This is a genomic window from Microbacterium sp. NPDC055357, assembly GCF_053644835.1.
The window spans coordinates 113219-119584 of the sequence record NZ_JBSHLZ010000007.1 but is presented as its reverse complement, the minus strand read 5'-3'; the positions used below and the strand labels follow the sequence as shown (position 1 = coordinate 119584).

Below are 6366 nucleotides of genomic sequence, written 5' to 3'. Positions count from 1 at the left end.
CGAGAAACATGGGTTTTCCGCCCCCGGGAACCCACCCCCCCGCCCCCCCCCTGGAGACTCCCCTGGGCCCCCCACCTTGTGGCCACCCCCCCCCTTCTCGCCCCCCCGATGCAGTCTCGGCGTCAATGGCGTGCATAGGCTGGGAGGGGCAGGGCGAGAGGGAGGAGCGGACATGATGCATCCGCAGAGCGGTGAGGTCGTCGACGACAGTGCGAGGCCGTGGCTGTCCGCGTACGCCGACGGGGTCCCCGCCGACATCGCCCCCGTCACAGAGACGCTCGTCGACCTGCTCGACGCCTCGGTCGCCCGGTTCGGCAAGAGGGACGCCCTGGAGTACTTCGGCGCGCGCACGACGTACGCCGACCTCGGCGAGCAGGTCGACCGCGCGGCATCCGGTCTTCGTTCGTTGGGAGTGAAACCCGGCGACCGGGTCGCCCTCGTGCTGCCGAACTGCCCGCAGCACGTCGTCGCGTTCTACGCCGTGCTGCGCCTGGGGGCCATCGTCGTCGAGCACAACCCGCTGTACACGCCGCGCGAGCTGCGCCACCAGTTCGAGGTGCACGGCGCTGTCGTCGCGATCGTGTGGGACAAGGTCGCCGATGTCATCGCCGCCCTGCCCGACGACGCCCGCCCCGCGAAGATCGTCGCCGTCCGGCTCACCGACGCCATGCCGCGCGTCAAGCGTGTGGCCCTGCGGCTCCCGCTCGCTCGAGCGCGCGCATCGCGGGAGCGGCTCACCGCGCGGCCGACCGCGAAGGGGATCATTCCGTGGACGCGGGTGACGAAAGCGCGGCGGATCTCACGCCGCATCCCTCGTCCGCAGCTGGGGGACACGGCGCTGCTCCAGCTCACGAGCGGCACGACGGGTCATCCGAAGGCGGCGATCCTCTCGCACGCGAACCTGCGCTCGAACGCCGCGCAGGGGCGTGCGTGGCTGCCCGGTCTGCACGAGGGCGAAGAGGTCGTCTACGCGGTCCTGCCGCTCTTCCACGCGTACGGCCTCACGCTGTGCCTCACCTTCGCGATGTCGATCGGGGCGAAGGTGGTGCTCTTCCCGACCTTCGACGTCGATCTCGTCATCGCCGCGGCCCGCACGTCGCCGCCCACATTCCTGCCGGCGGTGCCGCCGATCTATGACGCCCTCTCGCGCGCGAGCGCGCAGCGGCGGATCGATCTGCGCAGCGTGCGGTTCGCGATCTCGGGCGCGATGAGCCTGCCCGTGCCCACCGTGACCCGCTGGGAGGAGGCGACCGGCGGACTACTGGTCGAGGGCTACGGGATGACCGAGACCTCACCTGTCGCTCTCGGGAACCCGGTCGGACCGTCGCGGCGGCCCGGGACCGTCGGTGTGCCGTTCCCGAGCACCCACATCCGCATCGTCGACCCGGACGACCCCGCGAGCGAGCGTGGTCCCGGCGAGGTCGGCGAGCTGCTCCTGCGCGGGCCCCAGGTCTTCCAGGGGTACTGGAATCAGCCGGCCGAGACCGCGGCCGTCCTGCTGCCGGGAGGCTGGCTGCGCACGGGTGACGTCGTGACGATGTCGGAGGACGGCTTCGTCACGGTCGTCGACCGCGTGAAAGAGCTCATCATCACCGGCGGGTTCAACGTCAGCCCCACCGAGGTCGAGCAGACGCTCCTGCTCCACCCCGATGTGGAGGGCGCGGCGGTCGTCGGCCTGCCCCGCTCCGCCGGCGGCGAAGACGTCGCGGCGGCGGTCGTGATGAAGCCGGGCACGGTCTTCGACTCCCGCGCGCTCCGCGACTTCTGCCGCGCGCACGTGACGGCCTACAAGGTGCCCAAGCGCATCGTCGAGGTCGATGACCTGCCGCGTTCGCAGATCGGCAAGGTGCTGCGCCGCGTCGTCCGAGACGACATGCTCGCGCGAACGGACTGAGGCGCGCGCGTCGCCACGTCAGGGCTGAGCGAGCAGGCGTTCCACGTCGCTGCGGTCGGGATACGACGACTGCGCACCCGGATGCTGCACCGCGATGGCCGACATCGCGGTGGCGAAGCGGACCGCGTCGGCAAGGTTCGCACCACGGGCCAGCTCGCACGCTGTCGCACCGACGAACGCGTCGCCCGCTCCCGTCGTGTCCACCGCGCGCACGACGTGAGCCGGGATCGAACGCAGCCCGTCGCCATCGGCGACGAGCGCACCCGCCGCTCCGAGCGTGATGACGACCGAACGTGCACCGGCCTCGAGCAGACCGAGAGCGAGACCCGCGGTGTCGAGCGTTCCGTCGCCCAGGACGATGCCCGCCTCGTGTTCGTTGACGATGAGCGGATCGCACCAGCGCAGCACGTCCTGGTCGAGCCTCCGGGCGGGAGCAGCGTTGAGCACGATCCGCACGCGGGCCGTTCCGGCGAGCTCGAGCGCGTAGGAGACGGTGTCTTCGGGGATCTCCATGCTCACGACGAGCACGGATGCTGCGCGGATGGCTTCGGCGGCAGCATCCACCATCGCACGATCCACCTCGCGGTTCTCGCCGGGCGAGACGACGATCGAGTTCTCGCCGTCGGGGGTGAGCAGGATGAGCGCCGTGCCGGTCGCCCCGTCGCCCACACCCGCCGCCGTGGTGTCCACGCCGGCTTCGGCGAGGCGCGTGCGCAGAAGGCGGCCGTGATCGTCGTCGCCGACGCGCCCGATGAAGGCGGTGTCCGCGCCTGCCCGCGCGGCGGCGGCGGCCTGGTTGGCGCCTTTGCCGCCGGGATGCACGCGCAGATCCGAGCCGAGCAGCGTCTCGCCGGCGCCCGGCCGTCGCGCGACCTCGACCACGAGGTCCGCGTTGGCGCTTCCCAGGACGACGACGCTGCTGTCGGACATGTTCTCTACCTCTTCGCTCGGCGGCGCCGGGCTCGACGGCATCGTACGCCGCGAGGGGCGCGATGACGTCGTCCTCGGCGACATCGGGCAGCACGCGGCGGTTCGGTGTCCGACCCGCCGAGCGGCGGGCCGGTGAGGATTCGTGGCAGAGTCGGGGGGACCGAGACCGCGATGGAGAGGCGATGTGCAGATGAGCGACGAATCGATGGAGTTCGGCGAGATCGGCGTGTGGAGAGGGTCCCGCGTGCTCGATTCCCCGCTCGCCCGCGGTATCGAGCAGCTCGGATACCGCACCCTCTGGGTCGGCGGCTCGCCTGCCGGAGACCTCGACGACGTCGAAGCCCTCATCGCCGCCACCGAGAGCATCGTCGTCGCCACGGGCGTCGTCAACATCTGGCACGCCGACGCGACCGAGGTCGCCGCGTCGTACCACCGCATCGAGGAGAACCACCCCGGCCGGTTCGTGCTGGGCATCGGCAGCGGGCACCGCGAAGCCGACGCCGCGCGCACGCGCCCGCTCGCGGCGATGCGGGACTACCTCGACGTGCTGGATGCCGAGGGGGTGCCGGCCGACCGCCGCCTCCTCGCCGCCCTCGGCCCGAAGACCCTGCAGCTCTCCGCCGAAAGGTCCCTCGGCGCGCACCCCTATCTCACCACCCCCGCGCACACGCGCTTCGCGCGCGAGGCCCTGGGGCCGGACGCCTTCCTCGCGCCGGAGCAGATGTTCATCGCGACCGACGACCCCGAGGCTGCACGCAAGATCGCGCGCGGCACGCTGCGCAGCTACCTGAAGATGTCGAACTACGCCGACATGCTCGTGAAGTTCGACTTCGATCGCGCACAGCTCGAGGGCGAAGCAGACGACGCCGTCATCGACGCGCTCACGCCGTGGGGCGCGCCCGAGACGATCGCATCTGCCGTCCGGGCGCACCTCGATGCGGGCGCCGACCACGTGTGCATCCAGTCGCTGCCCATGCGCGAGGATCCGCTGGGTGCACTCGAGACGATGGCCGACGCGCTCGGCATCACGCCCGGCTGATGGAGCACGCCGGACGCCTCCCCGAGGAGGCCCCCGATCCGCGGATCGAGCGTGAGGAGATGCTGAAGCGCATGCCGATCCCCGTGCTCGTGTTCGCGCCGCAACCGGCTGTGGGACACGCCGACATCGGCGTCGGCACGGGCACCGACGCGGCGGGACTCCAAACCATGACGGCGAGCGTCACATCGACGCTGTGGCGCAACCCCGACGACAAGGACGACCCGGTCAACCTCGCCGATCTCGACGACGCGACCCGTCGCTCGATCGACGAGGTGCCGCCGTGGCCGCGGCCGCGCTGGCTGATCGAGCAGGTCGAGCGGATGCGGTATCGCACGCTCTGGGAAGCGGTCCAGACGACCTGGTACCGCGAAGCATCCGAGTTCACGACCCTCGGGTACCTGCTCGTGCAGCACGCGAACCACATCCTGATGAACCAGTTCCGAGAAGAGCACGCCGTCGGGCTGCACGACTGGGGCTCACCCGCCCTGACGTCGGAGCGGGTCATCCGGCGCGGCGTCGACGTCGTGATCGACGGCGAGATCGTCGTCGGCGCCGAGATCGACACCGACCCCTTCGTCTATGCGATCGGCGCCGAGCTCGCCAACGGGGGAGTGTTCACCGCCGTCATCCCGCGCGAGGACCTTCCCTACCTCGATCTCGCGTTCGCGACGCGGGCCGGTTAGGGCTCGTCGAGGAACCGCTGCCAGCCGTCGGCGTCGGCGTGCTCGAAGACGAGGTTCGTCTCGGTGTGGGCGACCGCGGGATGCCCCGTGAGGTAGGTGAGCACGAACTCGCGCAGTTCGCCCGCGTCGCGCGCGAGCACGTGCAGCAGGAAGTCGTCTGCGCCGGCCATGTGGAACAGCCGCACGACGCCGGGAAGCCCCGTCGCGGCACGCCGGAAGGCCTCGATCTCGGTGCGGGCGTGCTTCACGAGGCGCACGGCGATGAGCGCCTGCACGGTCGCGCCGAGCCGGTCGGTGTCGAACTCGACGCGGTAGCCCTTGATGACGCCCTGCGACTGCAGACGGCGCAGCCGCAGCGACACGGTGGACTCCGCGATGCCCAGTTCTGCGGCCAGCGCTGCGCCCGATGCGCGAGCGTTGTCGCTCAGGGCGCGCAGTAGCGCCCGATCGGTCGGATCGAGGTCGAAGGACCGTGACACCGCGGCATCCTCTCGGTTCGTGTTTCGCAGGATCTGCGATGATTTCTGTAATTGTAGGCGGTGCTTCATTACGACTTGAGGATGCCGCGAGAATCTGCTGTCCTGAACCTCATGCAACCCGAGCGCCATCGGTGGGAGACGCGTGCTGTGCACGGCGGTATGGCCGGCCTCCGCGAAGCCGGTTCCCACGTCCCGACCATCGACTTGTCCACGACCAATCCGCTGCCCGACGTCGAAGTCGGAGGCCTGTCCTACGAGGAGCTCGCGACAGGTCACGACCTCGGCCCCGGGCGCAGCGCCGTCTATCAGCGGCTCTGGCAGCCCGGCGTCGCGCGGTTCGAAGAGGCGCTCGCCGATCTCGAGGGCGCCGAGGGCGCCGTCGCGTTCGCGAGCGGCATGGCCGCGCTGACGGCGTGTCTCATCGCGACCGTCTCGGCGGGCAAGCCGCACGTCGTCGCGGTCCGTCCGCTCTACGGCGGCACCGACCACGTGCTCCAGAGCGGCCTGCTGGGCACCGAGGTGACGTGGTCGGCACCCGGCGACGTGGCCGCGCACATCCGTCCCGAGACGGGGCTGGTCATCATCGAGACGCCCGCCAACCCCACGCTGGAACTGCTCGACATCGCCGCCGTCGTCGCGGCGGCGGGCGACGTGCCGGTACTCGTGGACAACACGTTCGCGACCCCCGTGCTGCAGCGTCCCATCGAGCACGGCGCGACGCTCGTCATGCACAGCGCGACGAAGTACCTCGGCGGGCACGGCGACGCCATGGGCGGCGTCGTCGCGGGTCCGACCGCGTGGGTCGAGCGGCTCCGCCAGGTGCGCGCCCTGACGGGCGGCATCCTGCACCCCATGGGCGCCTACCTGCTGCATCGCGGTCTGCGCACCCTCGCCGTGCGCGTTCGCGCGCAGCAGGAGACCGCTCAGGCCCTCGCCGAGCGCATGAGCGCGCACGACGCGGTCGCACGCGTGTTCTACCCCGGCCTGCCGGGCCAGGACCCGCAGGGTCTGCTCGGCCGCCAGCTGGCCGGCGCCGGTTCGATCATCGCGATCGAGCTCGCGGGCGGCTATGTCGCCGCGGCGCGCTTCACCGAGGCGTGCGAGCTCGTGACTCACGCCGTGTCGCTGGGCGGCGTCGACTCCCTCGTGCAGCACCCGGCCTCGCTGACCCATCGACCTGTCGTGGGCGACGCGAAGCCCGGCGCGGGCATCGTGCGACTGTCGATCGGTCTCGAGCACGTCGATGACCTCACCGCGGATGTGCTCGCGGCGCTCGACGCCGCCGACGCGCCGGCCGAACGCGTCGTGATCGCCGACGAAGGGCTCGTGGGTCAGAGCTGA

6 protein-coding genes are annotated in these 6366 nt (G+C 71.2%); 4 read left to right on the top strand and 2 right to left on the bottom strand.

Annotation, left to right across the window (positions count from 1 at the left end):
• The first annotated feature begins 172 nt into the window (after positions 1-172).
• A complete protein-coding gene (locus ACWICD_RS11030; RefSeq protein WP_454140168.1) occupies positions 173-1894 on the top strand; it encodes a long-chain-fatty-acid--CoA ligase in 1722 nt (573 codons plus the stop codon).
• 18 nt (positions 1895-1912) lie between these two features.
• Here ACWICD_RS11030 and ACWICD_RS11025 read toward each other — a convergent pair whose 3' ends face one another.
• The gene (locus ACWICD_RS11025) at positions 1913-2824 is read right to left on the bottom strand and encodes a ribokinase (protein WP_454140167.1); all 912 of its coding nucleotides are present in this window, start codon (positions 2822-2824) and stop codon (positions 1913-1915) included.
• Between the two features lie 190 nt (positions 2825-3014).
• On the opposite strand from ACWICD_RS11025, the gene ACWICD_RS11020 reads away from it, so the two are divergent.
• The gene (locus tag ACWICD_RS11020; protein WP_454140166.1) at positions 3015-3863 is read left to right on the top strand and encodes an LLM class F420-dependent oxidoreductase; all 849 of its coding nucleotides are present in this window, start codon (positions 3015-3017) and stop codon (positions 3861-3863) included.
• A complete protein-coding gene (locus ACWICD_RS11015; protein ID WP_376131318.1) occupies positions 3863-4546 on the top strand; it encodes a hypothetical protein in 684 nt (227 codons plus the stop codon). The genes ACWICD_RS11020 and ACWICD_RS11015 overlap by 1 nt, the downstream gene beginning before the upstream one ends.
• Here ACWICD_RS11015 and ACWICD_RS11010 read toward each other — a convergent pair.
• Positions 4543-5025: an Lrp/AsnC family transcriptional regulator gene (locus ACWICD_RS11010; protein WP_376131315.1), complete on the bottom strand. Its 483-nt coding sequence runs from the start codon at positions 5023-5025 to the stop codon at positions 4543-4545. The two genes, ACWICD_RS11015 and ACWICD_RS11010, sit on opposite strands and share 4 nt — an antisense overlap.
• An 81-nt stretch (positions 5026-5106) precedes the next feature.
• On the opposite strand from ACWICD_RS11010, the gene ACWICD_RS11005 reads away from it, so the two are divergent.
• Positions 5107-6366, top strand: a complete 1260-nt coding sequence (locus ACWICD_RS11005; RefSeq protein WP_376131312.1) for a trans-sulfuration enzyme family protein — start codon at positions 5107-5109, stop codon at positions 6364-6366.